Source organism: Leptothrix ochracea, assembly GCF_041083635.1.
Classification (GTDB): Bacteria; Pseudomonadota; Gammaproteobacteria; order Burkholderiales; family Burkholderiaceae_C; genus Sphaerotilus; species Sphaerotilus ochraceus.
Genome location: NZ_JBFPHB010000007.1, coordinates 217,024 through 243,630, shown reverse-complemented (window position 1 = coordinate 243,630; position 26,607 = coordinate 217,024). Strand labels below are relative to the sequence as shown.

20 protein-coding genes and 2 tRNA genes are annotated in these 26,607 nt (G+C 61.4%); 8 read left to right on the top strand and 14 right to left on the bottom strand.

The genetic code is table 11. The annotated features are described in order from the left end of the window. Positions 1-31 precede the first annotated feature (31 nt). Together AB3X39_RS04025 and AB3X39_RS04020 are read left to right on the top strand one after the other, a co-directional pair. Positions 32-1,999: an ABC-F family ATP-binding cassette domain-containing protein gene (locus tag AB3X39_RS04025; RefSeq protein WP_369416060.1), complete on the top strand. Its 1,968-nt coding sequence runs from the start codon at positions 32-34 to the stop codon at positions 1,997-1,999. 45 nt (positions 2,000-2,044) lie between these two features. After that, positions 2,045-5,419, top strand: a complete 3,375-nt coding sequence (locus tag AB3X39_RS04020) for a formylglycine-generating enzyme family protein (protein WP_369416059.1) — start codon at positions 2,045-2,047, stop codon at positions 5,417-5,419. Between the two features lie 36 nt (positions 5,420-5,455). Here AB3X39_RS04020 and AB3X39_RS04015 read toward each other — a convergent pair whose 3' ends face one another. The 3 genes from AB3X39_RS04015 to AB3X39_RS04005 are packed head-to-tail and all read right to left on the bottom strand — an operon-like array spanning position 5,456 to position 9,918. Then, positions 5,456-7,354: a patatin-like phospholipase domain-containing protein gene (locus tag AB3X39_RS04015; RefSeq protein ID WP_369416058.1), complete on the bottom strand. Its 1,899-nt coding sequence runs from the start codon at positions 7,352-7,354 to the stop codon at positions 5,456-5,458. 11 nt (positions 7,355-7,365) lie between these two features. Next, positions 7,366-8,934 (bottom strand): ATP-binding protein, encoded by a 1,569-nt coding sequence (locus tag AB3X39_RS04010; RefSeq protein ID WP_369416057.1) that lies wholly within the window; start codon positions 8,932-8,934, stop codon positions 7,366-7,368. Positions 8,935-8,976: 42 nt separating this feature from the next. Continuing rightward, positions 8,977-9,918: a hypothetical protein gene (locus AB3X39_RS04005; protein WP_369416056.1), complete on the bottom strand. Its 942-nt coding sequence runs from the start codon at positions 9,916-9,918 to the stop codon at positions 8,977-8,979. A gap of 448 nt (positions 9,919-10,366) precedes the next feature. On the opposite strand from AB3X39_RS04005, the gene AB3X39_RS04000 reads away from it, so the two are divergent. Next, on the top strand, positions 10,367-12,010 hold the full coding sequence (locus tag AB3X39_RS04000) for a hypothetical protein (protein ID WP_369416055.1): 1,644 nt from the start codon (positions 10,367-10,369) through the stop codon (positions 12,008-12,010). Positions 12,011-12,917: 907 nt separating this feature from the next. On the opposite strand, the gene AB3X39_RS03995 is transcribed toward AB3X39_RS04000, so the two are convergent. The 3 genes from AB3X39_RS03995 to AB3X39_RS03985 form a co-directional block, all read right to left on the bottom strand. Then, positions 12,918-13,280, bottom strand: a complete 363-nt coding sequence (locus tag AB3X39_RS03995) for a hypothetical protein (RefSeq protein ID WP_369416054.1) — start codon at positions 13,278-13,280, stop codon at positions 12,918-12,920. Between the two features lie 64 nt (positions 13,281-13,344). Then, positions 13,345-14,427 (bottom strand): M48 family metallopeptidase, encoded by a 1,083-nt coding sequence (locus tag AB3X39_RS03990; protein WP_369416053.1) that lies wholly within the window; start codon positions 14,425-14,427, stop codon positions 13,345-13,347. 18 nt (positions 14,428-14,445) lie between these two features. Further along, a complete protein-coding gene (locus AB3X39_RS03985; RefSeq protein WP_369416052.1) occupies positions 14,446-15,561 on the bottom strand; it encodes a YjgN family protein in 1,116 nt (371 codons plus the stop codon). A 144-nt stretch (positions 15,562-15,705) separates the two neighbouring features. Between AB3X39_RS03985 and AB3X39_RS03980 the strand changes: the two genes are divergently transcribed. The 5 genes from AB3X39_RS03980 to efp are packed head-to-tail and all read left to right on the top strand — an operon-like array spanning position 15,706 to position 20,749. Further along, entirely contained in the window at positions 15,706-16,749 is a 1,044-nt protein-coding gene (locus tag AB3X39_RS03980; protein ID WP_369416051.1) for an SPFH domain-containing protein, read from the top strand. Beyond that, complete coding sequence (locus AB3X39_RS03975) at positions 16,746-18,308, top strand: DUF4178 domain-containing protein (RefSeq protein WP_369416050.1); 1,563 nt, start codon at positions 16,746-16,748, stop codon at positions 18,306-18,308. Before AB3X39_RS03980 ends, AB3X39_RS03975 begins: the two co-directional genes overlap by 4 nt. Positions 18,309-18,351: 43 nt before the next feature. After that, positions 18,352-18,567 (top strand): DUF350 domain-containing protein, encoded by a 216-nt coding sequence (locus AB3X39_RS03970; RefSeq protein WP_369416049.1) that lies wholly within the window; start codon positions 18,352-18,354, stop codon positions 18,565-18,567. Next, entirely contained in the window at positions 18,560-20,137 is a 1,578-nt protein-coding gene (locus tag AB3X39_RS03965; RefSeq protein WP_369416048.1) for a polyamine aminopropyltransferase, read from the top strand. The genes AB3X39_RS03970 and AB3X39_RS03965 overlap by 8 nt, the downstream gene beginning before the upstream one ends. Before the next feature lie 57 nt (positions 20,138-20,194). After that, positions 20,195-20,749, top strand: coding sequence for an elongation factor P (gene efp / locus AB3X39_RS03960; protein WP_369416047.1), 555 nt, complete (start codon positions 20,195-20,197; stop codon positions 20,747-20,749). 86 nt (positions 20,750-20,835) lie between these two features. Here the strand turns inward: efp and AB3X39_RS03955 are convergent, their stop codons facing one another. From AB3X39_RS03955 to tolB, 8 genes are all read right to left on the bottom strand, one after another. Further along, a complete protein-coding gene (locus tag AB3X39_RS03955; protein ID WP_369416046.1) occupies positions 20,836-21,558 on the bottom strand; it encodes an energy transducer TonB in 723 nt (240 codons plus the stop codon). A gap of 39 nt (positions 21,559-21,597) precedes the next feature. After that, a tRNA-Lys gene (locus AB3X39_RS03950) sits at positions 21,598-21,673 on the bottom strand. A gap of 77 nt (positions 21,674-21,750) precedes the next feature. After that, positions 21,751-21,826, bottom strand: a tRNA-Lys gene (locus AB3X39_RS03945). A gap of 37 nt (positions 21,827-21,863) precedes the next feature. Next, on the bottom strand, positions 21,864-22,634 hold the full coding sequence (locus AB3X39_RS03940; RefSeq protein ID WP_369416045.1) for a tRNA threonylcarbamoyladenosine dehydratase: 771 nt from the start codon (positions 22,632-22,634) through the stop codon (positions 21,864-21,866). Beyond that, the gene (locus tag AB3X39_RS03935; protein ID WP_369416044.1) at positions 22,631-23,758 is read right to left on the bottom strand and encodes a YeeE/YedE family protein; all 1,128 of its coding nucleotides are present in this window, start codon (positions 23,756-23,758) and stop codon (positions 22,631-22,633) included. Before AB3X39_RS03935 ends, AB3X39_RS03940 begins: the two co-directional genes overlap by 4 nt. Further along, complete coding sequence (gene ybgF / locus AB3X39_RS03930) at positions 23,758-24,552, bottom strand: tol-pal system protein YbgF (RefSeq protein WP_369416043.1); 795 nt, start codon at positions 24,550-24,552, stop codon at positions 23,758-23,760. The genes AB3X39_RS03935 and ybgF overlap by 1 nt, the downstream gene beginning before the upstream one ends. 59 nt (positions 24,553-24,611) lie before the next feature. Continuing rightward, positions 24,612-25,199 (bottom strand): OmpA family protein, encoded by a 588-nt coding sequence (locus AB3X39_RS03925; protein WP_369416042.1) that lies wholly within the window; start codon positions 25,197-25,199, stop codon positions 24,612-24,614. A 20-nt stretch (positions 25,200-25,219) separates the two neighbouring features. Continuing rightward, positions 25,220-26,575, bottom strand: coding sequence for a Tol-Pal system beta propeller repeat protein TolB (gene tolB / locus AB3X39_RS03920; RefSeq protein ID WP_369416041.1), 1,356 nt, complete (start codon positions 26,573-26,575; stop codon positions 25,220-25,222). Between the last annotated feature and the right edge of the window lie 32 nt (positions 26,576-26,607).

The following is a 26,607-nucleotide window of genomic DNA, read 5'->3' as shown; positions in this document are numbered from 1 at the left end:
CGGGGCCGGGCCCGCTACACTCCGCCCCGCCATGCTCACCCTTAAAAACATCACCCTGCGTCGCGGCGTCAAAGTCGTGCTCGATAACGCCTCTTTCACCCTGCAACCGGGAGAAAAAGCCAGTCTGGTCGGCCGTAATGGAGCCGGAAAGTCGTCCCTGTTTGCCTTGATCACCCATCGTCTGCAAGCCGATGCGGGCGATGTGACCATGCCGCCGCGCTGGCGGGTGGCGGAGGTCGCGCAAAACATGCCCGAAACCGAGCAAGGCGCGACCGACTTCGTGCTGGAAGGCGACACGCCGTTGATGGAAGCCAACGCCTTGCTGGCGGCGGCGGAAGCCTCGGGTGACGGCCACGCCATTGCCGACGCCTACACCGTCTTGGCCGAAGTCGGCAGCTTTGATGCCAAGGCGCGCGCGCAGTCGCTGCTGATGGGGCTGGGCTTCAAAAACGCACAGCTCGATGCGCCGGTGAACAGCTTCTCGGGCGGCTGGCGCATGCGCTTGCAGTTGGCGCGCGCGCTGATGTGTCCGGCCGATTTGATGCTGCTGGACGAACCGACCAACCACTTGGACTTGGACGCCTTGGTCTGGCTGGAAGCCTGGTTGCAGCGCTACGAAGGCACGCTGCTCATGATCAGCCACGACCGCGAGTTCCTCGACGCCATCACCCGCGTCACCTTGCACTTGGACGAAGCGCAGATCACGCGCTACGGCGGCAACTACAGCACGTTCGAGACCATGCGCGCGGAACGCATGGCGCAGCAGCAAGCGGCGTTTGGCCGTCAGCAAGACAAGATCGCGCAGTTGCAGCGCTTTATCGACCGATTCAAAGCCAAAGCCAGCAAAGCCAAGCAAGCGCAAAGCCGTGTCAAGGCGCTGGACCGAATGGAGAAGATCGCCCGCGTGCTCACCAGCGCCGACTTTGCCTTCGAGTTCCGCGAGCCTTTGAGCTTGCCCAACCCGATGCTGTCGCTCAAAGAGATCGACGTCGGCTATCACGGTGAAGACGGCGCGGCCGACACGATCATCGTGCGCAACATCAACAAAAGCGTGCTCCCAGGCCAGCGCATCGGCATCCTCGGGGCCAACGGCCAAGGCAAATCGACCCTTGTGAAAACCTTGGCGCGGACCCAAAAGGTGCTGGGCGGCCACATCCAAGAGGGCAAAGGCTTGGCGATTGGCTACTTTGCGCAGCAAGAAATGGACGTGCTGCGCCCCGAAGAAGGCCCACTGGCGCACATGATCCGCTTGGCGCGCGAGGTCTCACCCCAGGCGCGTGAGCAAGAACTGCGCGACTTCCTCGGCCGCTTCCGCTTCACCGGCGACATGGTCCAACAAGCGGTGGGCAGCCTCTCGGGCGGCGAAAAAGCCCGACTGGTGCTGGCGATGCTGGTCTGGCAACGCCCCAACCTGCTCTTGCTCGATGAGCCGACCAACCACCTCGACTTGACCACCCGCGAGGCGCTCTCGATGGCGCTGAACGAGTTTGAAGGCACCGTGATGCTGGTCAGCCACGACCGCGCCTTGCTGCGCGAAGTCTGCGACGAGTTCTGGCTGGTGGCTGGCGGCAAGGTCGAACCGTTTGATGGCGATTTGGACGACTACCAACGCTGGCTGATGGAGCAAAGCCGCGAAGCGGCGCGCGCCGCCAAAGACGCGCAGTCCAAACCCGCCCCCGTCAAAGCCAGTGCCGCCGCGCCCGCAGCGCCGCCGCCCACCCCCGAACTCGACCGCAAGGCCGCCGCCTTGGCGCGCCAAAAACTCAGCGACTTGGCCAAGCCCTTCAAGAAGGAACAAGCCCAAGTCGAGCAGCGACTCAGCGCGGCGCAAAGCGAACACGCCCAATTGCTGAACGCCCTGGCCTCACCGACCACCACCGCCACCACCCGCGCCGACCAAGGCCGCCGCCTCAAACAACTCGACGACGACATCGCCACGCTGGAAATGCGCTGGCTGGAGCTGGTGGAAAAGCTGGAGGAGATTGCGCAGCAGGGGTGAGGCGGGCCGCTAAACTGCGCGCCAAATTGCGGGGAGCACATCGGTATGAGTTGCCGTCATCAACAAGTAGTGCGGATTTTTCTGGCGTCGCCCAGCGCCGATACGCATGAGGCGCGCGCCCGAGTGGTCGCCGTCGTTGACGAGATCAATGCTGACCTGCAATACAACGTCCATGTCCGGCTCGACCTACGCCGCTGGGACGACCCGGTGCGGCCGGTGATCTGCGACCGCAGCGGCAACCCGCAGCAGAACGTGGTCAAGCAAGCTGCCGATCCGGCTGATTGCGATCTGGTGATCGGTTTGCTGGCCAATACGATGGGCGGCACCCTGCCTACGGATCGCTTCCCTCCGCCCACCGGACACAAAGAGCCGTGGCATTGCACAGAGTGGGAGATTGAGCAGGGGTTGAGCGCCAAGCGGGCAGTCTGGGTTTTTCACGATCAGCGCCCGCCGCCGTCGAAGAAGCCCGATGTGATGAAGGCAGCTATGGCCGTCTCCCAATACATCAATCGGTTCAATCCGCCTGACGGCCCGATGCGCGAGGGCTACAACCCTTTCAACGATGAAGAGGATCTGGCTGCCAGGTTACGCACCGGTCTGCGCGATTGGTTGAGCCGCGAGTTCATCACCACCAACCCGCCGAGCGCGCCCAACAGCGACCGACATGACCAGCGCATACACGCCCACCTCACTGCCCCGGTCGAGCGTCTGGCCCAGCACGAGCCGCGCTATGTACCGCTGCCTTTCCTCGGCTTGCTGCAAGGCGTGAGCTGGGCCGATGGCGAACCGCCGCCGCCGGCGTTGCTCGATGCCCTGACCGGCCCGTTGGCTGAGCAGGCCAACCCGGGGTTGCCCCCTGAAGCGCTGCTGCCACCCGACGTCTGCCCGTGGGTCGGGCTGGCGGCATTTCAGAAAGAGCAGGCACGGCGCTTCTTTGGCCGCGAACGTGACGTGCGGGCGGCGCTCAACCTGCTCGGCCGCGCACCCGATACTGCATCGCTCGCGCTGGTCGAAGGGCAGCCACCGGGGGCGATCGGTTCCGGCACGCTCAGTGGCAGCACAGCACCGTACCGCCGCTGGCTGCATATCGTCGGCGGCAGCGGCTCGGGCAAATCGTCGCTGATGCGCGCCGGGCTGCTGCCGCTCGTCGAGCAGGGTGAGCTGTCAGCCCGCACCGGGCTGGACGAATGGATCGTCACCGCGCCGATGTTGCCCGGCACCGAGCCGCTGGTCGCGCTGGCTGAGGTGCTGGCACCGGCGCTAGGTCAGTCGTCGCTGACGCTGCTGCGCAAGCTGCGCGACGGCCAGGAGCCCGAAACCTTGCGCCTGTGGCTGCGCGACGCGCCGCGCCAACGCCAGAACCCGCGTGGTGTGTTGCTGGTGATCGACCAGTTCGAGGAGCTATTCACGCTCAGCCCCGTCGCCACGCGCCAGCGCCTGGACGTGCTGCTGCACGCCGCCCTTACCGCCCCGGCCAGCCCGCTGCACCTCGTCAGCACCTGCCGCAGCGACTACCAGCACCACATCGCTGAAGACCTGCCGCACCTGGCCGGTCTGCTCAACACGCTGAGCAGCCTCTACACGCTGACGCCGATGGATGCTGGCGGCCTACGCCAAGCCATCACCGGGCCGGCCGGGCTGGGCCGCGTGCGGGTGCAGCCCGATCTGGTGCAGGCGCTGCTTGATGACGCCGCCGAAGACCCTGCCGCCGCATTGCCACTGGTGCAGCACGCCATGGAAACGCTCTGGCGGCACCGCCGGCGTGCGGCCAACGCCCCGGCCGAGCTGATACTGGCTGACTTTGATGCGCTGGGCCGCTTGGGCGGCATCCTCGCCACCGAGGCTGACCGCCTGCTCGCCAGCCTAGGCCATGACGGCAGCCCGCAGCACAAGGGCGCGCTGGAGCTGCTCAGCGCGCTGGCGCACTTTCATCCCGAAGGCCGCCACACCCGCCAGTCGCTCACCTGGGATCAGGCTTGCCGGCAAGCTGGCCAGGGTTTTGCGCCGGCTGACCTGGCGCGCGGCCAGAAGGTGCTTGACGCACTCTCCGGCCAGCGCCAGGACGGCGCCGACCAGACCGCCCGCCTGCGCCTGCTCACCCTCAGCGGCAGCGCTGCCGACAAGGACAGCGGCGACACCCGCCGCATCGACCTGATCCACGAAGCCCTGCTGCGCAGCCGCCCCGGCAGCCGCCCGGCTGATCCGGCCCGGCCCTACTGGCCCCGACTGGTCGATTACCTGACCACCCACAAGGACCGCGACCTGCTGCGGCAGAACCTGCGGGACGAGGCTGAGAAATGGCAGGGCTGGGGCCGCTACACCCGGCTGCTCGATGCCCCGGCGCTTGGCACACTGCGGCGCTACCGGGCCGTGCAGTATCTGGCGACGCAGGACGAAAACACCTACCTGCAAGCGGCCCGCCGCATGGCCCGTGGTCGCGCCGCATTGGGCTGGAGCAGCCTAGCGCTGTTCGCGGCGCTGATCCTGCTGATGGTGTTTCAGGCCGACATTGCCCGCTGGCTCAAGACCGACGAGGGCTGGGACACCGTGATGGCCCTGCGCTGGGGCTGGCGCTCGGCGCCCATGCCGCAGACTGAGCCTGTTCCACCCGGCGAATTTGACTACGGCTGCAAACCCGGGCGTGATGACCAAGGCGGTATCCAGTGCCCCAAGAACGAAGCTTGGCGCCATGTCGATCTGCGCCGAAAACAGCATGCGAATGAGAAAGATCGCTGCACCGCTTTCGGCAAGTACGAAGTGACGCTGGCTGAATACGATTACTACATTTGGCAGCAACGCCGCACCACGCCTGCCGGAGCTATCAAGCCCAGCTACGTCGCACAGCCGGTGATGGACAGTGCCTGGAACTGGCGGCCCGGGAATCTTGCGGTTGTCAATGTCAGTTGGCAAGCGGCCACGGCTTACACCCAGTGGTTGCATCAGCAGACTGACCAGCCTTGGCGCCTGCCGACCGAGGAAGAATGGGAGTACGCCGCCCGCGCCCCCGGCCATGGTGGTGTCGAGGCCGCGTTCTGGTGGGGGCCGGACTTGCCGAAGGAAGCGCCGGGCCAACCGCCTCGGGCCAACTGTGAGGGCTGCGATGCCCGCTATCAGCACCGCATCGCCCCGGTGGGCAGTTATGCCGCCAACCCCTTCGGTCTGCACGACACGGCCGGTGGCGCCTGGGAATGGACGTCATCGGCCGATACCCCAGATAACCAGCCAGCAGCAACCGAGGCCGACGATCAGAACAGTTGGCGTGTGCTGCGCGGCGGCTCCTGGGACTTCTTTCCGGGGAATCTGCGCGCGTCCATTCGCAGCAGCGTCCACCCCGACTACAGGTACTACAACATTGGTTTTCGGGTGTGTCGTGCGTCCCCCATCAGTGAAGGGCCGGACGCGGGTGCCACTGACCGCTGAACACGGGCTGGCTGTTCACGGATCGCGCCGCGTCAGCTACAAAAGCTTATGGGCCAGTTGCGCCATCCACGTTGAAACGGTGCAGTTTTCGCTTGGAAGATGGCCCATCAGATGGTCGGCAAACAGCTCGTTGCCCACGTGCTCGCCCAAAGCGCGGTAGGCCTCGAATTGGGTTTCGCTGTAGAGCTGTTGCGCGGTGCTTTGGTGCGGGAAATCAGGAAACTCGCGCCGGTAGTTGCGCAGGAATTCTGATTCGTTGCCGGTCATGGAGAGCTTGATGTAGAGCAGCAGGCCGCGCACCTCCGTGCCGGGATACGCTATGTCCGCCATGACAAAATGGTTGTTGCAGACACCTTGGGCGTTGGGGCGCAGGTCAGACAAATCGGGTTCGATGCGAACACCCAAGTCAATCTGAGCCATGCGGGTCAGCGTCAGCAACCCACCAAAGTGGTGCTCGGGGTCGCACTCACCATCAATGGCGATGATGAAACGGCAGCGGCGGCGCAGCAGTTCATAGACACCAAGGTTCTCGATGTGGCCGCCGTCTGACAGGTTCAGGTAGGGCTGTTTCTCGTCCATGCCCCTGCCACTCAGTTCACGCAGAAAGCAAAGCAAGCCGTTAGGCTTCCACCATCGGCCCGGGTTCTTGGGCCAACGCAGCCAACACCCGAGCCGCAACCCCAGCAACGTCATCAAAACGCGGTAATGCAGTCGGCTCTGTGTGCCCATGTGGGGCGACGCAGCTGCCCCCGAAATGGCCATGGCTGTGGCCAAGTCGATATCAAGATCAGCGGTCGATTGCCAGCCGGTCAACGTGCTCCCGCAATAGTGCTTGCTGAGCACAAAGTGCGTGCTTTGACGGTCGCGCAGATCGGCCTTTTCACTGGAAGGCACATTCAGCGCCGTGTTGATCAGGTGATAGGGTGCGATCACGCCTGAACCGTTCAGCTCGGCCAACGGCATCGGTCGGTCGTTCTGGATGAATGTTCGAGCCAGCCGATGACGGTAATAGTGGTGCAGCGCACCCGTGTAGGGTGGAAGCCACCCTACAACGACACACAGGCCCGACATGAGGATGCCCGACACAAGGACCCACAACAGCGTCCACAGCGTGCTCAGACCGCCCTCGATCAGATACCGGCTGTGGTTGCGCATGTGGCGAATAGGCGGCTCGTCGATGCCTGATGCTGAAGGCTTCAAGGCATCCATGCCATGGGTGCTGATGAAGCTGCCCAGATAACCGCCCCCCGACACCGTGGACATGAAGTCCACCTCTTTCAGCAAATCACGCTGTGCCAGTGGCTGTAGCACCCCCAGCGCAAAGGTGGCTGAGCGGATGCCGCCGCCTGAAAGAGCCAAGCCCACAGCATCAACGTCCGAGCGTGGAAGCTGCCCCCGGGCGCGGCGCAGATCAACTTCCTGCCGCTCGCGCTGGTTCATGTGTTCCACGTCCAGCTCGTTCGGCTCGTTCGGCACACCAAACGGCAGCGCCCCCTTTGTCATCTCGGCGTTGCTCGGCCCATCTTGCTGCGAGGCGATCAGTGGCATCGGCATGCTGGCGATGCTTGCCAAAGCTTGGGCAAGCCCGATCAGCTCCTTGCGCAATACCTCCAGTTCGGCACGGAAGCGGTAGCGCACGTCAGCGCTTTGCATCCGGTTTTGTGCCTTGATGCGATGCCAATGGGCAGTGAACGGCCGGACTTTTTCGTTGAGGGTGTTCAACACCAAGGGCGCGCACTGCACGCATTCCGGGTTTTCAGCAATCTTTGAACGTGCCAGCCTGAAAAAATCGGCCACGCTTTGCAAAGCAGTGGCCTCATCACCATCGCGCAGGGGCAAAGGCTGGGTGGTGATGCGGGTGCTCAATTCGGTGCAGAGCAACCATGCCACCTTCACATCCGCATCGGTGGTCGTTACCTTTTCACTCGAACCCATGAACCGTGCCCCTATGGCTGTGTCTCCACCTCAAACCTGACGATATTGCGCTCTGCTTTGCTGAACTCGACACCGATCAAGTGGATCGGCTCGCCACGGGCTTGGTATTTGTCGGCGTAGCCCTTGTCCTTGAGCTGCTGCAACGCCCTGCCCTGCGGCACCAGTTCGACCACCTTGAACTCGAACAGCCAGACCGCACCGCAGGCCAACACGGTCATGTCGATGCGGCCATGGTTGGTGGTGTCCTCAACGACGATGTCGAGGCCCAGCGCAGCAAAGTGGCTGTAGAAGATGCTGGCGTCGTAGCCCTCGAACTGAGCGATGGGACTGTTGCGGTACCAGTCATGCGGAATGCTGGCAAAGAAGGCGTGGAACAGCTCGCGCAAGCCCGCCACGTCACCAGCGTGCAGCACGCGCCAGAGCCGGCTGATCTGCGCCCCGGGCACGGCGACGTCACCGACAAAGCTCTTGAGCAGGCTGTCGTTCAGGCTGGCCTGCACTTCCTGGTTCGGGTATTTCAGCGTCAGCTCCATGCGGCCGGGGATGGCCCAGACGCTGTCGATGGTCAGATACCCGGCTTGGAACATCAGCGCCTCGGTCGAGATGGTGTCCACGTCGAAGGTGTAGAGCAGTGACTCGGTCGCCACCGTCTGGCCGATGGTCGGCGTGTGCACCTGTCGTTCGGTCAGTAGCTTGATCAGGAAGGTTGGCGTGCCGGTCTCGAACCAGTAGGGCCGGAACTGGCGATTGCGAAACAGCAGCAGCAGGTCGAACGGGTTGTAGACCGACTCGCCGCACCAGTTGTAGCCGTTGTACCAGCGGCGGATCTCGTCGCGGTCCAGCCCCGGCAGCTCGGGCGCGAACACCGTGTCCACATCCTGGTCGGTATAGCCGCACAAGGCGCTGTACTGCGGATCAAGCGTGAGATCGACCAGCTGGTTCAGCCCGGAAAACAGGCTGACCTTGCTGAACTTGGTCACCCCCGTCATGAAGACGAATTTCAGGTGCGCATCGGCGTCCTTGAGCATGCCGTACAGCGCCTTGAGGCCCTCGCGCATCACGGTGGCGAGCGCGCGGTCCTCGATGCTGTCGAGGATCGGCTTGTCGTACTCGTCAATCAGCACCACCACCGGCGCGCCGTGCTGCGCGTGGGCGCGCTCGATCAGCTCGGCAAACCGACCGCCCACGCTCTGGTGCCGGCAGACAACGCCCAGACGGCGCTCGTTGTCGTCCAAGATCTCGAAGATGCGCTGCTCCAGCCGCTCGGCGCTGGTCAGCCCGCCGCCGCCGAAGCTGATGCGCACAACCGGATGGCGCTGGCTCCAGTCCCAGCGCGTCTCGGCTGCCAGTCCGGTAAACAGCGCCCGGTTGGCCTCGAACAGCTCTTGGAAGGTATCGACCAGCAGACTCTTGCCGAAGCGGCGCGGCCGGCTGAGGAAGAAGTACTTGCCGGACTCGACCAAGTCGGCCGCCATGCCCGTCTTGTCGACGTAATAGTGGCCGCCTTGGCGGATTTCACGCAGGTTTTGAATGCCGATCGGCAGCTTGCGGCGGGACAAAACGGGGCTGGCGGAGCTCATGAGGCCCGAGTGTAGCGAGCCGCCCGCCCCGTCATGTGACGTTCAAACAATGCTCAGACTGCGCACCGCGCTGGTGGCGCTGCCGTTGCCGTTACGCACGCGGGTTCTGAGCTTGACGAGCTGGCCGGCGCTGAAGGGGCCGATGGCGTTGCCGCTCGGATCGACCCGGACGGTGCGGGAGAAATCGGCATCGACGCCAGCGATCTGCCACTCCAGCGTGCTGTCGGCCTTGCCGTCCACGCTGGCGGGGTCGTAGGCCACCAGCACGTGCAGGTGGTCTTCACCGCCTTGCAGCACGTCCTTGATGCTGAGTGTGGCGGGCAGGTTGGGCGCGCCGGTGTCGATCTGCGTCATGGCCCGTGCCAGCGCCGGGTTGGCGCGGGCCAGCGCCTGCAGGCGGGCGTAAAAGCGCTTGTTCAGGCGGTCCAACGCAACGGCGGCTTCACGCAGATCCACGCGGGCGTGGTTGAGGCGCGCACTGCCGTTGGCCAGGGTCTGCGCCAGCACGGTCTGGGCGTCCATGGCGGCGTTGAGCTCAGTCAGGCCCTGCGCGTCGTTGACGATGCCGGCCCGGGGTGGCTGCAGGGCCGCCAGATAGGCGTTGATGCGTTCCAACGCACTGGCCAGCTTGTGGCCGCGACTGAGTGCGGCCTCAGTGGTGCGCGGCTTGATGGCATAGGCCGGCGCAAGCAGATCGATGAGCGCGCTTTCCTCATGCACGTGGTCATCGAGTTCGGCCTCCACCACCTTGGGCAGCGTCAGCACCAGATGCTGGAGCGCCAGCAGGCCACGACGCTCAGCGTTGTTGGCACCGTCGTAGTCGGCCAGCGCATGATCGCGCTGCTGCGCCATCGGGTCCAACGCCAAGCCCTGCGCGGCCAACCCAGCCGCATCGACCCCAGCCACCGAAAGGCCGGCTGCAAAGGTATTGATCACCGCCACCGTCTGCGTCGTACGGTTTTGGATGCTTTGATGGAACTCCATGATCTTGCTCCCTGAGAATGTTGCCGAACCGCAAGGCCGCCACCCCATCCCGAGGCCACGCGCCTTGGATCCGCGATCCACTCTATAGACACGACCCATCACCATCCACCCTCGGCAGAAAGGCGTTACATCCGTTCCAGTTGGTTGCTAAGGTTTGGGGGTTAGGCGGGTCTACACGACATAACTCGGCCTCACCGACACACAACGCGGTGACGCCGGGCAGGCGGCAGTGGATGTCACCGGATGGTGCTTTGACCTAGATGTGGGGAGAATGGTCGGCGGCGATTCATGGGCTGAGGTGCGGAGGGTGAGATCAATCGCGTGTACCGGACCAGAGGAGTGCTGTCGGCTAGGAGCAGTCGGTCACCGATGTCAGCATCAGGGATCGCTTTTACATTCGTGTGAAACACATCACAGCAGAATGCGAAACGCATTTCAAGGAAAAGCTGTGAAACAAGAACTAGGAATATTTGCCACCGATCAAGTCGATCGCCACGGCACATGCACTGCCTCAGCGCTGATGGAGGCGGAGGAGCGAGCGCGGCATGCTGCGCGAGAGCAAGGATTACCCCGCGGCTATCCTACGCACATCCAACACGACTTGCACCGGCCCATTGGCTGGAGCAAGGTGTTGGGGCATCTGATCGATGGCGCAATGGTTCGCACCATCGGTCTGCTGAATCAGGTCGAAACCGATGAAGAGAAAGCGGACCTTGCTGAACTGGCGGCGGAATACTGGCAACACCATCATCATGTCGGGAAAGAGTCGCTTCGTGATGAGTTGTCCGAACGGGTAGCGCCCGCATCCCTCCAAGGGGCGACATATCACCAGTTGGAGGCTTACGCGATCGCTCGTTCGGGCCTCGCGGCAGAGCTCTATCCCGAACTTTTCGATCTCACGAGCGATTTGGTCGACAAGGACGGACTAACCAACTACCGCGCGCTTATCACTCGCATGGAGCGGCGGCTCCACCAGCCCGGTGTCTTTCTCGACCAAGAACGCGGTCTAGTCTTGTTTGCTCACAAGTTCTTCAGACGAAGCCTGTCTCACTGGAACAAACTGAACGACTATTTTCTCGCGAGCTTTGACGTCGCTGCTAACGAAAGCAGCCTGACACCACGTCTTCGGCTGGATCCAGATTTGGTGGGTCACGCGGACACCGTGACCCATCTGATGGAGCGGGAATACTGGCACGGACCAAAGTTCGGTGATGACGTCGTCTCGATACCGCCCGGCTCGTCAGAACACAAGGCGTCTGAGCGAGCACGCTACTTCGAAGGCATCGACAAGACCCACTTCTGGTGGAAGGTGCCAGAGGCGCGGAATCAGAATGGGACCGACGTAATTTATCGAACTTTTGAGGTCGAGGAACTAATCGACAACGCATCGGGAGGCCTGCTTGATGAGCGCTACGGTTGCCGCTATGCCCACGCCGAGTTCTCGCCTGCGGTATCAGCGATCACGCACTTTGACGGTGCCATCCGAGCCTACCCGGCCGAGGCCTATCTGGAACGGATCGAGAAGACGATCGACCGCGCTGGCAAGCACTCCGACTCCGAATACACGAAGCTCTTCCGCTTCGATGGTTCTTTGCCCGTTCAACGCTGGAAGCAGCTGCTGAGCGACTTCTATCGGGGAAATCCGCTCATCCCTGAATACCTTGGCGGAAACAGCCGGGATTTTGAGGCTGAGAATGATCCGGTGGATTCGAAAGATAGCGACGTGGAGCAAGAGGCGAATGCGGCAGGCGAAGAACTCTGTGCGTTTATCAGCCTCGACCATGAGGCGGTGGATCAGGCACTCGTCATTCACACGCAATGTTGTTTTTTGCAGTTCGGGGATGGCTTGGAGATTCAGGCTGCGGAGACCGGGGGGGGAGCAATCGACACCTTCCTGCGTTCTAAGGTTGACCTCGCGAACGTAGCCACGCTATGCGCAATGGATGGTGTGCTTCATCTGGCGCGGATCTCCTTTGGCGCGACAGAGACCTTGTTGGCGGACATGCGAACGATCATCGACGGCTTAGCGAACGGACTTGCGAAAGATGCAGCTGATCTTGCTCTGCGGAAGATTTCCGTGACCCTGTCCTAGCCGGTTCACAGGCTAAATGTTACTCTCAGCTTACGTGGCTCGCCCGGGAACATCGGGACCATCCTGAGCAGCGTGTTCACGGTGATCGATCCACTGACAGCGCCTTCGAATTGGATCGAGCCACTTTCGATTGTCGTTAAGCGACTTTCCCCACGACAGACACCGACTAGCAATCTTTGGAATGTATTAGAGGGCGCACTGGTCTACAGCCGCCCAGAAGGGGTCAAACAGAAGTTCCTGCTTACCTCACAGTTGGTAAAGCAGTTGCGAGCCGAAGGTCGATTGCCAAACAAAGCGGACGATGCTGACGCCGAGAGTCAGGGTTAATCGCCTGATCTCCCGTGGTCAGGCTCGGTGAGTCGTCTACTTTGGAGCAATTGCTGCCGGTCATGTGCCTGCAAACGACGGGTATCGGGCAGTTTGATTTGAACTTCAGACGGCTTCTATAGGTCGATAGCAGCTGACCCCGTGGCTCTTCTGAATGTTTACCCCCAGCCTAGAACTGGCCTCCGGCAGCCATCAACATTTCAACCCGACCGTCCTCCAATCCCTCGGCCCTGCAGACAAAGCCGACAGACGGCCCTACCCTGATTCTGCTCAGCCCGCGCACGGCAAAGGAAACCACGGCAGCAGACCATGCACGCCCGTTCCCGCAGCACAGAACACGGCTCCCTCGATACGCCGCATAGTTCCCGAAGGCCGAGGAACGGTTCCCAATAGAGCGGCAATGGTGGCCGGGTGGCGCAAGGGCGTTCTGGCACGGCCTAAGTTGGTTCCCCACCCGCAGCAAGCTGTGGCGGCAACGGAAAGTGGCGAAGCCGCAGGGCTGGCGGCTGGGGCGCTGGATCAGCCTGCGGCGGCGGGATGGCAACAGCGCCAGAACCGACGATGCCCCACGAGTCACCGATCAATCAAACCAAATGCCGCTCATGGCAAAGCGCAGGGTCATGTGGTTGCATTTGGGGCAGCGGTAGGCACCGTTGGTCAGGCGCAGGACGCGGCCAAGTTTTTGGCGGGCGTTCCAGCTCACCAGCGGTAAATCGCCAAGCTTGGACTCATAGAGCACCGGGTGGTGATACGGGATGGGATAAGGGTTGCGGCAGTGCGGACAAACTTTTTTGCGGTCATAGAGGTTGACCGTGATGAGTTCATTGCAATGACGGCAGAGGCACGGAAACAGGCAAACGATGTCATGGTTGGAAATGCCGCCACCCACCAGACTCTTGGTTTGAAATCCGCAAGCACAACTTGCCGTCACATGTGAACCCATCGCCCCGCTTCCTTTTCTTGCGCCCAGCAAAACAAGTGCGCATCCTAGATCGCCCGGCTCTGTTTCAGGGATGTGAAGCCGCCTTGAGTCGCTCAATCCGTTCTTTTGTGGGGGGATGGGATGAAAAACCGATCCCCCAATCGTGGGGAACGTCCTCGGGCACACCGTCAGGCGTGGTCGCTTGGCCGGCTTGTAGGCGCTCGAAGAGCACCGCCAACACCATGGGTTCGATGCGGTTGGCCTGCAAAACAGCGATGGCGTGTTCGTCGGCGTCGCGCTCCATGTCGCGCGAATAGGCCATTTGTCCCAAGAGCAAGGGGGCGCTGCTCAACAGGCCCACCACGCTGCCGGCGTCGTTGAACAACAAGCCAGTGGCGATCGCCAGCAAGCTGCCCTGCACCAGCATGCGCATGCCGTGGCGCTGGCGCACGTGGCCCATCTCGTGGGCCAGCACCCCAAGCAGCACGTCTTCGCGGTCGTGCAACAAAGCCACCAACTCATCGGTGACGACGATCACCCCGCCGGGCAAAGCCAAGGCGTTGGCGCCCGGCATCTTGTCGCGGCTGCGGCGAAAGCGCAGCTCCCAAGCGGGCGCATCGGCTTCACCGTGATCGTTCCCGTGATCCACCCGCGCCATGGCGCTGCGGAGTTGCTCGCGCAAGCGCTCTTGCTGCTGGACTGGCACTTGGCTGGGACTCAGCCAGTGCGCCTCCATGTGCTCGAAAACTTCCTCCCCCACCCGCTGGTCCAGGCTGGTCGGCACCATGCCCAGCACGACGTGGGCGATCAGCGGCAAGCCGTGGGTGAACATCAAGCCCACAAGCAGCAGCATCAACGCCACGGCCATCAAAGTGGCGCGCCAGCTTTGCTGCATGCGCACCACGCCAAGGCGGCCGTGGTGATGGCCCTGATCGGCCAACCAATGGTCCCAAGCACCGCCGTCAGCGCAATGAATCTGGCCGCCGATGTCGTCGGGCAGCACGAGCACTCGTGGGCCGTGGCGCTGATGCTCGGGCCAGTCGAGGCGTTGCGCGTCTAGGTCAAGTGCCACGCCCTCCCCACTCACCCGCAGCCGCCCGTCGTGCAGTCGCAGCTCCACCGGCCGCGCCAGCGCCGTGCGGCCGTCGAAGTAAAGCGCCGTGATCATGGTCGCTGCTTGCGCTGCTTAGAAGTCGATGTCCAAACCCAGCGGGTTCAGGTCGGCTGCGGCCTCGCCCGCTGCGCCAGGCTGGGTGATCATTGAGCCCATCAGTTGTTCCAACGGTATCGAAAGATCCAAGCTGATCGCTTCCAGCCGCATGCGCGTCAAGGCCACCGCCGCAAAGGGCCAGTAAAAGCCGAAGGTGATCACGGTCAGCACGGCGCTCTTGAGCATCAACTTGACCAAAGGATGAAGCAGCAACTCGCTGTGAAAAACGATGTGCTCGCTGCGTGTGCCGCCCCAAATCAAGTTTTGCATGCGGGCCATGCGGTAACCGACCACGACCAGCATCGTGGCGTAAAGGCCGATCACACCGAGGGGACCCGCCCAAGGGCCGAGTGACATCACCAAGATCGCCGTCAGTGAACTGCTGATGAGGCTCCCTAGAAACACCACACCGACGATGCGGATCTGCACCTTGTCGTAGTCCTTGAGCGTGGCCTCCAAGCGCGTCACTTCATCGCCCAAACGGTAATGGCTGTGCTGGAACTCTTTCAGCCGCCACATCAGACGAATCGACATCAGCATGGAGGCAAAGAAGCACAACAGCGTCACAAAGCCCCAAATCGTAGCTGGCGTTGATTTCAACACGCTCTCCCCGCCATCCCCGCCCCCTGCGCCCACCACCAACAGCACCACCCAGCCCACAGCGGCGACACCCAAGGGCGTGACCATGGGCACAAACAAGCGGTACATCTGCTTCAAGGTGCCGTCGAACTGCAAGCGCAGACCTCGCCAGCCGGTGTTGGCCACCCGAAAACGCAGGGCCGACCAAAGAAACCACGGCGCAAGCGGTAGCGTCAAAACCACCATCACCGCTGCCGCGTCCGGGTGGGTGTTGTTCAACACCGTGTAGACCCCGCCCAGCACCCCCATCAACACGTAGCCCCGCAGCATGCGCTTCGGGTCGCCGTGGAAACTGAGGGGTGAGTCGCCCACCAAGGTGTTTTCATGGAAATAACGCAACTTGCGCGCCTTGGCAAAGGGCCAGTAGAGCCCCAACGTGACCACAGTGAGGAGCAAATTGACGATCCAGATGCGGAAATACTCGCTGCCCGAGGCGGTGAATCGAATCTTCATAAAACCCTCTCTGTGGTCGGTATACCCACACCCTATACCTTCATCCAAGCAACCCCTTTGAGCCAAGGCAAGGCGTCACTCGTGGCTATGATGCGCATGGCCCCATGCTTCATGGGGCTTTGAGGTGTTTTTAGGAGCCAGAGCATGGGTCTGTTCGATTTCATCAAGAAACAGTTCATCGACGTCCTGGAGTGGACCGAAGACGGCAACGGTGTGCTGGCTTGGCGCTACCCGATGGCGGACAACGAAATCCAAAACGGTGCGGTGCTGACGGTGCGCGAATCGCAAATGGCCGTCTTCATCAACGAAGGCCAGATCGCCGATGTCTTTGGCCCAGGGCGCTACACCCTCAGCACCCAAACCTTGCCGGTGCTGACTTACCTCAGAAACTGGGACAAGCTCTTTGCCTCGCCCTTCAAAAGCGACGTGATCTTTTTCAGCACCCGCCAGCAAATCGATCAACGCTGGGGCACCCAACAGCCCGTGACCCTGCGTGACAAGGACTTTGGGGCGGTGCGGCTGCGCGCTTTCGGCAACTACAGCTACCGTTTGGCCGATCCGAAGCTGTTCTTCAAGGAAATCTCGGGCACCCGTGAACGCTACGGCGTCGAAGACTTGGACGGCCAGTTGCGCGGCCTGCTGTTGCAGCACATCTCGGACGCCGTGGCTCAAAGCGGGGTGCCTTTCCTTGATCTGGCGGCCAACCAAGTCGAATTTGCGGCACAGATCAAGGCGGTCAGCGCGCCTGAATTCACCAAGCTCGGCTTGAGTCTGGACAGCGTGACGCTGCAAAACGTCTCGCTGCCCGAGGAGCTGCAAAAGATCCTCGACCAAAAGATCGGCATGGGCATGATCGGTCAGAACATCGGCCAGTTCATGCAATACCAAACCGCCCAAGCCATCCCCAAGTTCGCTGAAGGCGGTGGTGGTCATGGTGGTGGTAGTGGCATCGCCGGTGACGCCATGGGCTTGGGCGCCGGCGTGGCCTTGGGCCAAGTGCTGGCCCAAAACCTCGCCCAAGGGCTGGCGCCTCAGCAGGCCGCCCCGGTTGCAGCGGCGGCCCAAGCCATGAGCCCCGATCAAGTCATGGCGACCTTGGAAAAGCTGGCCGATCTCAAGGCCAAGGGCATCCTCACCGAGGAGGAATTCAGCGCCAAAAAGGCCGAGCTGCTCAGGAAGTTGGTGTGACGCATCGCTCCTACAGCGCCCTTTGCCCAAACTGTGGCGGCCGGGTTGAATTCCGCTCGGCGGCCTCGGTCAGCAGCGTATGCAGCTTTTGCCGCAGCACCTTGGTGCGAGAAGGCGAGGCGCTGCGCCGGATCGGCCAAAGTGCCGAGCTGTTTGATGACCACAGCCCCTTGCAGCTCGGGACCAGCGGCAAATACATGGGTGAGGCCTTCACCTTGGTGGGCCGTTTGCAATGGCAATCCCCCGACGCCCGCTGGACCGAATGGCATGCACTTTTCAGCAACGGCTCGGGCGGCTGGCTCTCGGAAGACAACGGCGCTTATGTCTTCAGCTTTGACGCTGAACTGAGCCACCCCGAGATCGCCAGCCTGCAAGCCGGCCAAGACTGCAACCTCAGCGGCCAGCACTGGAGCGTGGCCTCGGTGGTGTCCGCCACGGTGAGCGCGGCCGAGGGCGAGTTGCCGCATCCGCTGCCTCAAGGTGCGGTGCTGATCGCAGACCTTCGCCATGAAGCCGGTGAAGTCGCCACACTTCAATCCGACGTGAGCACCGTCTCAGTGGGGCGCCCGGTGCGACTGGCTGAACTTGCGCTGCAAGGTCTGCGCGAGATCAGTGAGAAGAAGCAAGACGGCCGCAGCATCGCTTGCCCCAGTTGCGGCGCATCCATCGCTATCCAACTCGACAGCACCAAAGCCGTCACCTGCGGCCAGTGCAAAGCGGTGGTCGATGTCTCGAAGGGTGTGGGCGCGGACCTGAGCTTTTACGCCCAGAACACCCCTTTTGAGCCGCTGCTGCCGCTGGGATCGACCGCCACCTTGAGCCTTGCCAGCCACGCCCTGCCTTGGCAAGTGGTCGGAGCCATGGAACGCTGCGATCTGCCCAATGGAGCGGATGAAGATTTCGAACAAAGCTTCTGGCGCGAATACCTGCTCTACCACCCGCAGGAAGGTTTTGTGTTTCTGGTCGATGCCGAAGACGGTTGGAGCTGGATGAAGCCCCTGACGGGTGCGCCCAAGCTCAAAAGCGATCTGGCCCGCTGGGCGGGTCAAGATTACAAACGGCGCTGGAGCTACTCGGCCAAAACCACCTGTGTGCTGGGCGAGTTTTATTGGCAGGTTCACCGAGGTGAACAACACCATGTGATGGATTTTGAAGGTCAAGGCCAAGCACGGCGTCACCGCATGAGCCGCGAACAGCAAGGCCAAGAGGTGGTCTGGTCTGGGGGGGAATTGATCGAGGCTGGCACCTTGATGGATGCTTTTGCCATCCCGGCCGATCAACGCAGCGCTTTTAAGCGCGACGCTGCGCCGCTCCACGCCTTGGGCGATCCCGCTCGATGGCCTCTTTGGATCGCCTTGGCGGTGATCGTACTGATCGTGTTCTCGGCCGCTTTTTGCACCAACGACAGCTGCAAGGACGCTCGCACCGTGTTTGGCGAAAACAGCGCCGAGTACCAGCAATGCCTCCGTCAACCATCCCGCAGCGGTATGAATTTCAACAGCGGCAGTGGCGGCGGCTCTTGGGGCGGCTTCAGCAGCAGCGGTGGCGGCCACAAATAAACCGCCACGCTTCGATTCACAACAAGCATAAGGACGCTTTTCTATGGACATCCTCAACCCGCACATCCTGCTCGGCTCCGTCATCTACGCCGTGATCGGCGTGGTGGTGCTGTGGCTCAGTTTCATCGTCATCGACAAGATCACGCCCTACAAGCTTTGGGAAGAAATCGTCGAAAACAAAAACCTCGCCTTGGCCGTGGTGGTCGGCGCCATGTTCATCGCCATCGGCCAAATCGTGGCCGCAGCGATTCATGGGTGAGCGGGATGCCAGCCCACCCGTTGGAGCAGTTTCCCTCACCGAACTCACCCTCCTCGCTTCGGTTTTTCTGATTGCAGCCTGCGGCTTGGTCTACGAGCTGGCGGCGGGGGCGTTGGCCAGTTATTTGTTGGGCGACTCGGTGTTGCAGTTCTCCACCGTGATCGGCACCTATTTGTTCGCCATGGGGCTTGGCTCGTGGTTGAGTCGCTTCATCGAGCGCCAACTGGTGGCTGCGTTTTTGCGCATTGAGTTGCTGGTCGGGCTGGTGGGCGGCTTGATGCCGGCGGGACTGTTTGTGGCGCACAACCTCCTGCCGGGGAGCGCCCAAGCGGGGTTCAAGGTGCTGCTGTACGGGCTGGTGCTGTGGGTGGGCGCGCTGGTGGGTTTGGAAATCCCGCTGGTGATGCGCATCCTTAAAAAGCAGTTCAGCCAGCGCTACGCCTTGAAAGACTTGGTCTCGCAGGTGCTGACCTTCGATTACTTGGGTGCGCTGGTGGTGGCGCTGGCCTTCCCGCTGCTGTTGGTGCCGCATCTGGGCCTGATCCGCACGGGGTTGTTGTTCGGGGTGTTGAACGCGGCCGTGGCACTGTGGGCGCTGTGGCTGTTCCGGGCCGAGCTGCGCCGGCTGCGCGCTTACGCCATCGCTTGTGGCGCGGTGATGCTGGTGCTGCTGGCTGCCATGGCTGGAGCCGAGCGACTCACCACGTGGTCGGAAGACCGTTTCTACGGCGACCGGGTGATCTACAAAGCCACCAGCGACTATCAACGCATCGTGGTCACCGGCGGCCAAGCGGGCCTTCGATTGTTTTTGAACGGCAATCTGCAATTCCACGAACGCGACGAATACCGCTATCACGAGGCCTTGGTGCATCCAGCCATGGCGGCGCATGGTGCGCCCAAGCGCGTCTTGGTGTTGGGCGGCGGCGACGGTTTGGCGGTGCGCGAGATCCTCAAATACCCCAGCGTCGAGCACATCACCTTGGTTGAGCTGGATCCGCACATGACGCAGCTCTTTGCCGAGCAGCCGCGTCTGCGTGCCCTGAACCAGGATGCGCTGCACTCGCCCAAGCTGCACATCGTCAACGCCGATGCCTTCAGTTGGCTGGAAGATCCGGCCCAGCAAGGCGCGACTTGGGATGTGATGGTGATCGACTTCCCCGACCCGAGCAGCTTCGCCATCGGCAAGCTTTACTCGACCAGCTTCTATCAGGTGGTGGATCAGCACCTATCCGCCAGCGGTTATGCCGTGATCCAGACCACCTCACCGCTGATCGCCCGCCAGAGTTTTTGGACGGTGGCCTCGACCCTCGAAGCCGTGGGCTTGCAGGTCACGCCCTATCACGCCCATGTACCCAGCTTCGGCGAATGGGGCTACATCCTTGCCAGCCATCGCCCTTGGCACTCACCCTCTGCTTTACCCCCCAAGCTGCGCTTCCTCACGCTGCAAGGCCTGCCGACCTTGTTCGACTTTCCGCCCGACATGGCTCGCTTAGAGATGCCACCCAATCGACTATCGGATCAAAGTTTGGTGCGTGTCTTCGAAGAGGAATGGGGTCGGGTGCATTTTTGAATTCGCCCACCGATTAGAATCGGCGGTTTTGCATCTCTCAGGCTAGAGGCCACCGATATGAAAATCGCACAGGAAATCCGCGCCGGCAACGTGATCATGCATGGCAAGGACCCCATGGTCGTGCTCAAGACCGAATACAGCCGTGGTGGCCGCAACTCCGCCACCGTGCGCATGAAGCTCAAGAGCTTGATCGCTAACTTTGGGACCGAAGTTGTCTTCAAGGCTGACGACAAGATGGACCAAGTCATCCTCGACAAGAAGGATTGCACTTACACCTACTTCGCTGACCCGATGTATGTCTGCATGGATGCCGACTACAACCAGTACGAAGTCGAAGCCGAGAACATGGGCGACGCCATCAACTATCTGCAAGATGGCATGGAACTCGAAGTGGTGTTCTACGACGGCAAGGCCATCTCGGTCGAACTGCCCACCTCCGTGGTGCGCGAAATCACGTGGACCGAACCAGCGGTCAAGGGCGACACGTCGGGCAAGGTTCTGAAGCCTGCCAAGATCGCCACCGGCTTCGAAATCCCGGTGCCGCTGTTCGTTTCCCAAGGCGACAAGATTGAAATCGATACCCGGACCAACGAGTACCGCAAGCGCGTTTAAGCGCTGACGACCATTTTTTGTTGCGCCAAGAAAAACGGACACTTCGGTGTCCGTTTTTTGATGTGCCGTTGGCCCTAACCTCGTGATCAGTCCTCACGAAACGAGACTTCCAGCGGCACCAGCACTTCGTTGGCACCATCGACCCCGCAGCGCATGCGTCGCACCGCGTTTTGCACCGGGCGGTAATACTCGCGCGGCCCAGACACGGGGGTGACATCGACGATCTTGCTGCCCTGAATACGGATCTGCACCTTCACTACCCCGACCACACCCACACGGTCGAAGACCCCCGCCAAGGCATCTCGCAGCACTTGGGCGTAATCCGGACAAGCCACGCTGACATCACGCCGCAGCGGTGATGCGGGTGCCGTAGGGGCCGGTGCTGGCGGTGGGGGAGCCACCGGCGGTGGAGCGGGAGGTGGCGTACTGACCACGGCCTGAATCACAGGTTGAACCGCTGGGGGTGGCACGATGTCCGGCGGCGGCACATAGGCTGGCGGCGGTGGCGTATCGACCGGTGGCGGTGTTTTAGGCGGTGGCGGTACGGGTTTGGGCGGCGGCGGTGGCTCAGCCGGCGTGGGCGCTTGCGTGATGATCGCCACTTCGACAGGCTTGTGGATCACCTCCAACACCTGCCGGGCCATGCCGGATGAAATCAGCCAAAAGGCCAACCCATGCACCAGCATCACAACCCCCACGCCAAACCATCGACGTCGCTTGTCTTGGGCGGAAGGATCGGCGCCAAAAGTAGAACGTTGTGTTCTGAGGGACTTGTTAGCCGGGTTCTGATCCATTTTCGAGAGGGCCATAAAAAAAGGACTTGGCCTCAAAGACCAAGTCCTTCTTGTTGGTGGGCCCTGAGTGACTCGAACACTCGACCAACGGATTAAGAGTCCGCTGCTCTACCAACTGAGCTAAGAGCCCTTCAATTCGTAAGCCCTAGATTGTATCTCAACAATTTTAAGGCTGTCAAATTTTCTATAAAAAATTTGCAAAAACTTTGGTGGGTTGTGCGGGACTCGAACCCACGACCAACGGATTAAAAGTCCGCTGCTCTACCGACTGAGCTAACAACCCCCACATCAGATAGAGAACGAGATTGTAGCGTATTTATTCACATTTGCAAGCGTATTTGCTCTAAAAGTTCGCCGGCAGCCACCATGCCAAACGTTGCGGTCACCATCACGCTCGATCCATAACCGTGACACCCCAGGGTGCCATCACTTTCGCAGAGCCCTTGAGCCGGCAAAACCGGCTCGGCAGCGTACACACATCGGACACCCATGGCACCTTGGCGCGGCCACCCATCCCGACGAAGCTGCTGCCGCAAGCCCGAAAGCAGCGGGTCATGGGTCACATCCGCCAGATCGGCCACTTGGGCCTTGTCAGCATGCAACTTGCCCCCTGCCGCACCCACCGTGACCAAGCGCTGGCGCGTCTGCATGGCCCAAACCATCAGCGCCCGCTTGGCCTTGGTTTGATCACAAGCATCCAACACAGCATCCACGGGCGCTGGAAGCAGCGCGGGCCAGTTCTCTGGGGTCACGAAATCTTCGACGGTTCGAATTTGGCAGCCCGGATGAATATCCAGCAAGCGATCACGCAACACGCTCACCTTGGCCGCACCCAAGGTGCTACCGAGCGCTTGAATCTGTCGGTTCACGTTGGACTCGGAGACGTGATCCAAATCAATCAGCGTGAGCTCGGCCACGCCACAACGTGCCAAGGCCTCTGCGGCCCAAGAACCCACGCCACCGACACCAATCACCGCAACACGCGCCGCTCGCACACGCCGGTAGCCTTCAGCGCCCCAAAGTCGGCGCAAGCCGCCAAAGCGACGCTCCAAATCAGGCCTCTCGTCGTCGTTCTCAATCATGGTTGTCATGAACCTGCCATTGCCCGTTCGAGTCGCCAAGCGGTGTAGCGCAATGCAGCCACTGCACCCGCCATGATGGCGACGACGGCCACCAAACTCGTCAGGCTCAACGTTGAAAGACCCGAGAGGCCTTGCCCGATGGTGCATCCCATGGCGGTCACCCCGCCCATACCCATCAAGACAGCACCCAGCAGATGACGGCGCAAGTCTTCAAGGTCACGAAATCCTTCCCAAGAAAAACGATGCGTCTGCCAGGCCACGATCGTCGAACCAACCACCACCCCGACACCAGAAGCCATGCCCAAATTGACATGCCGATTGCTGTCACTGAAGAACACCAGCCATTCCAAGGTCGCCGCAACCGATGAGACAAAAGACAAGGACTCCATGCGATGCGTGCCCGTACCGACAAAGTCCTCCAGCAGGGTCTCTGGATGTTCGATCAAGTGACCCCAAACACCAGAAACATACCAAACGGCCACGATAACGCCCCCCGTGACCAACCCACCGAGCAAGGACTCCGAGGTCCGGCCTTCTTCGTGGGCCAACGACCACATCAACAGTCCACCGCCAACGATCAAACCCAATCCACCGGCCAGCCAACGCACAGCATCCGTTTTCAGAACGTAGGCCCATAGATGCGGAAGATCTTGCGATGCCGGTAGCGTCCAAGCCCAAGCATCGACAGTGGCCACACGCAACACGGCGGTGATCCCCCTCAACGTAGCCCATGCGGACAACCCCATCACCAACAACACGACCAAGGCCTTGAGATTGCCGGAACCGAGTCGAATCAGGGTTTTGCTTGCACAGCCGGAAGCCAGCACCATGCCAAAACCGAAAAGCATCCCGCCCACCAACGCCGACGCCCATTGCCAAACCCGTCCCGCATACATGGACTGATCCGCGCGTACCCACCCCAGCGCCACCAACGTGTTGAAGCCAACAATGGCCACGCCAGCCGCCATGGCCCACATCCGCATGCGACTCCAGTCACCCATGTTGACGATGTCGGCCACAGCACCCATGGTGCAAAAGTGCGTTCGCTGCCCCACGGCGCCCAACAAGGCTGAAAGCAGAAAAACTGCGCCCAGTACCTGCCAAGTCAGTTCTTGGACCGTCGTTGACATCATCACCCCGGTGTCTTGAGGCTATTGAGGCGTTCCTTGGCGGTCTGCGCCGATTCTGACTTGGGATACAGCCGAATCAACTCGTCCAGCGTGATCTTGGCCGCTTTGCGATCTTTCAACTCGGCCTGACACGTGGCGGCTTGCAGCAGGGCCTCCGGTGAGCGTGGGTGTTGAGGTGCCGTAGAAACCAGCACGCGATACGCCACGATGGCTTCTTTCAAATCCCGCTTGCCATACAACGCATTGCCCAGCCAGTACTGGACATCACCGGCATAAGCACTGCCAGGGAAACGGCGCTGGAAGGCTTGCAACTGCTGGGCAGCCGCACCGAAATCGGTGCGCAGCGTGTGCATCGCATCTTCATAGGCCTTGCGCTCTTCAGGCGCGACCACGATGTCTCGACCATCCATGCTGACTTTTTGCGGCTCTATTTGGCGCAGGCGGGCGTCCAAGCTGGTCTGGATATCGGTCATGCGGCGCTGGGTTTCCGCCAAATCACGCACGGTGGCCTGCTGCGTTTGGGTGGTGACCTCCGTCTGGCCACGCAACTTGGCGACATCAGCACGCAACTGCTCAATCTGATTGTTCAACTCCAGCAGACTGCGACGCAACTGCGCGTTTTGCTCCGTTTGCTGGGTGGACTGCTCCGTCATCTTGGCCACCAGTTGCTCATAACGGCTCAAATGCTGGGCGTTGTTTTGCTCGGATTGCACGCGCAAATCGTTGATGGCTTTGCGAGCTTCATCATCATCAAACACACCGGCTTGGCTTGCAGAGCAAGCCCACAGGCTCAACATGAGCACCCCAACAGGTCGCAAGGGGAAGGATGACCGGGATAACAAATAGGAAAACATAGTCACTGATCCTTCAGTTCAACGCGACGATTCTTGGCCCAAGATGCCTCGTCATGCCCCGGAGTCGCAGGCCGCTCCTTGCCCGAACTGACGCCTTCAAGCTGCTCAGGGGCCACGTTGAGCAGCTGGAGCGCCCTCACCACCGCATTGGCGCGACGCTGCCCCAACGCCAGATTGAATTCCCGTCCACCGCGTTCATCGGTATGCCCCTCAACCAGCATGCGCCGTTGGTGTGACGCCTTGAGATAACGCGCTTGGACTTCAATGACGTTGCGGCCTTCGTCATTGATCAAATCACTGTTGAAGTCGAAATAGATCACCCGGTTGCGCAACGCCCCTTGGGCTGCGGCAGGATCGCCCACTTGGACCCGTGCCACAGAACTGGGATCCATGACGCCACTGGTTTGAACCCCATCGAGACCCACCCCAGCGGTGCTGGCCCCAAAGGGCGAAACACCCTTGCTATCCACCCCCCCGGCCGAGGAGCGACGATCTTCGACAGCAGCGGGTGGCTCCAAACGCGTGTTTGTTGCACAACCACCCAACCACAGCACGCCGCAAGTCACGGCCACGGCACCCAACAAACGCATGATGTTCATGACTCTTGCTTTCAACGGACCGTCAAAGGACCCCAAACAGGCTCGCGAACATCGGCCTGAGAGGCTCCACCCCCCAAACGCGACTTGATGCGACCGTCCAGCGATGTCGTCATCAACACCTCGCGCCCTTGAACACGGGTGGAGTACATGATCATGCGGCTATTCGGTGCAAAGCTGGGGCTTTCGTCATCCCCCGTTTCAGTCAGCGCGGTGATGACGCCGGTATTGAGATCCAACAACGTCAACCGAAACACATTGCCTTGGCGATTGATGTAGCTGAGATAGCGGCCATCGGGACTGATATCCGGGCTGATGTTGTAGGCGCCTTGGAACGTCACGCGTTCGGTATTGCCATCGGCCACCGTGAGGCGATAAATCTGTGGGCTACCGCCCCGGTCGCTGACGAAATACACCGTTTTGCCATCCGGAGCCCACACCGACTCGGTGTCAATGGCGCCCGACTGGGTCAGCCGCCGCACTTCGCCACCATTGCGATTGATGAGATAAAGCTGCGAAGCGCCATCGCGAGACAGGGTGACCGTCAACTGAGTGCCATCCGGCGACCACGCCGGCGCACTGTTTGAGCCCCGGTAATTGGCCATCTGACGGCGCTTGCCGGTGGCGATATCTTGGATGAAGACCACGGCCTTGCGTGATTCGAACGAAACGTAGGCCAGCTCGCGGCCATCGGGTGACCATGAGGGCGAAATGATCGGCTCCGAGCTGGACACCGAGATATGGGCCGCTTCGCCATCAGCATCAGCCACCCAGAGGGCAAATTGCGCCCCCTGCTTCGTCACGTAGGCGATGCGTGTCGAAAAAATACCGCGCTCACCGGTCAAGCGCTTGTAGATATCGTCAGCCACGCGATGGGCCGCTTGACGCAAATCGTCTTTGGTCACCGCCATCGACTGCGCAGATAGTTCGGTGCCACGCACCACGTCCCACAGCCGATAGCGGATGTCAAAGCGGCCGTCGGCCAACTTGGTCACGGAGCCCCCCAAGAGCGCATCCGTGGCCCGGGTACGCCACTCCGCCATGGCAGGACGCGTTGCGTCATCCAACACGATGCTGCCCACATCCATCAGTTTGAAGAGCCCGCAGCGCTCCAAATCAGCGCGAATGATGGCGGTCAGCGATACCGGTGAGCGGTCCTCATTTTTGAAGGCTGGCAAGGCGATCGGAATCTGGGTCTCACCGACCCCAGAAATTTCGACACGGAATTCTTCGGCGCGAGCAGCCGGCGACCACGCCAAGCCGGCCCAGCTTGCCCCAAGGCCCAAGCCGGACGTCAAACCTTGGCGAAGGAAACGGCGGCGAGGAGATGCCGGCGGTGAACAAAGCAACTTGGAGGATTCGAAGGTCATGGCAGGTTACGAAAGCACAAAGGGTGGCATCG